Annotated in this window: 2 protein-coding genes; both read right to left on the reverse strand. The window is 53.9% G+C overall.

Going from position 1 to position 1,974, the window contains the following annotated elements; translation table 11 throughout:
- The coding region (locus tag AC2VLY_RS05045) for a TraC family protein (RefSeq protein ID WP_486921870.1) at positions 1-1,678 on the reverse strand (1,678 nt) is incomplete at its 3' end.
- Positions 1,675-1,836 carry a hypothetical protein gene (locus tag AC2VLY_RS05050; RefSeq protein WP_486921871.1) on the reverse strand — a complete coding sequence of 54 codons (162 nt, stop codon included), beginning with the start codon at positions 1,834-1,836 and terminating at the stop codon, positions 1,675-1,677. The genes AC2VLY_RS05050 and AC2VLY_RS05045, both read right to left, overlap by 4 nt.
- Positions 1,837-1,974 lie beyond the last annotated feature (138 nt).

A 1,974-nucleotide genomic window follows, 5' to 3' on the forward strand; every position in this document is an offset into this window, starting at 1 on the left:
TGATGTTCAGGTCGCGGTCGCTCAACTGGCCGCTGGGAGAGATCATGGTCCCGAAGATGCCGACCAGTTCATCCATTTCATCGTGCAGATTTTCCACTACGGTAAAGGGATTCAGTCCGATCTCCATATCGGGACGCAGATCAATATGATCGCCGCCGAACATGGTGCAGAGCTTTTCAAAGGACCGACCTATTTCAATGACCCAGGCCTGGGCACCGAGGCCGAGTTGATCGGTAATGAGTTGCTGTGCAGTCACGGACTTGCCGGAACGGGTACGTCCGGCCAGAACGAAGTTATATCCGGACTCGGACGCATAGAGATCAAAGAAGAGCGGGTGCCCACGGCGCGTTATGAAGATGGTCCCGGCACCGGGTACCGTCATGCGCTGGTTGTCCTGCACATTTCCGGTCCAATCCACCAGAAGCGGTGCACAAACCGCCGCCTGTGCGGTCGTTCCGGAGAGCATCCGCTTGGTCATGAACAGGCTTTGTTCATCCGGAAACAACGGGAGCGCATTGAGGAACATGGGCAATGCGAGGAAATTATCTTCCAGAAAAGTGAAACCGCCTTTAGCTCCATTGGTAATAAACGCTTTGGCGGCTTTATCGGCTTCTTCCTGGGTTTTTCCCCAGATAATCCCCGTCAGATTCATTTCCAGGGCATGTTCACCGCTATCCAGCGCGTGAATCAGGAAGTCGATGCCCTCTTTTCGCATTCCCAGCCGGGGCGACCACTTGGCCATGCGGCCCCGTGCCTGCATGTTGGTGATCACCTGCTTGCTGTTCAGTTCATTCCGTTTCTTCACCTGATCCGGCAAGCGAACGGTCAACACCACGGCGGTTGGCGTGAGGAGTTGGCCCCCCTTACCCAGTGGATCCCCCATCAGGAAATTCGTGGAAGCCACACTGATAGGTCGGGTGAAACTTTTGATCGAAAGCACCTTGATCACATCGCTCATGCCGTCGCCATGCTGGATAGAGAACAGATCGGAGCGATCATCTACGGCGTCACCCGGCCCCAATATCTGATCCCGCAAAAGCTGATGAGGATCCTCCCCGTCAAACCAGTTCCCCCGGATATGCACGAAACGCCGCCACAGGGCGAGGGTCTGTCCTCTGGAAAGGCGTTCTGGTGCAAAGCTGTTCATACTCGACTGAAAGGACGTGATTCGCTCGTGGACCATCTGAATCTCGGCATCGGTCGGATATTCCGCTACGGGCATCTTGATGGCGATATAGACCTGGCTCTCTGTCAGCGGCACACCAGAATCCCGGAAGACTGGCTCTTTCGCCGCATGATAACTGTCAAAGTATTCAACGGTTTTTTGGGTAATACCATGGAGCAGACTGCGCTGTTCCTGCGTTAATCCGACATCATGGCCTATGGCGCTGCGTGCAGACTGGTACTGGAGCATTTGTTTTTGCACGTCTGGAACATTCATCCCGATGATCTGGATAAAGGTGTCCGGCGGCAGATTCATGGACCAGGCCGATTCCAGTTCATTCGTAATACTGTCATCCATGCCTGAAAACAGGTTACAGACCATCACACAACCGACATAGCCATGCGCCATGTAAACCAGTTTGAAATTTTCATCCCAGGCATACCAGGGAAAGAGCGTATCGAGACTATGCCGTTCCAGCAGCCGATACAGTTGGTCGTTCAGTGTCGTGCTCAAGAGCGTCCCCCTAATTTATTTTCGGAGATGCAACGCGACACCAGCGCATTGGCCATCTGGAAAAATTCACTGTAATTCCCCTGCACGTCGCCGGGATTCAGGACGTAATGGCCGCAAATAATGAGCGAGGGGGTTTTGCGGATCCTGGCTTTTGCCATGATTTTCACGTCCCGAAAAACCATGTGCTTACGGGCTCCATATGGATGCCGATGGCAAAAACATTCGCAGGCACCCCGGCATCCTCTGCCGCGATCCGATAGGTATCGAGACTCCAGTAGGGCGAATGACGATCCTGA

It is taken from the genome of Acidithiobacillus sp. TH-A36, from assembly GCF_057473445.1.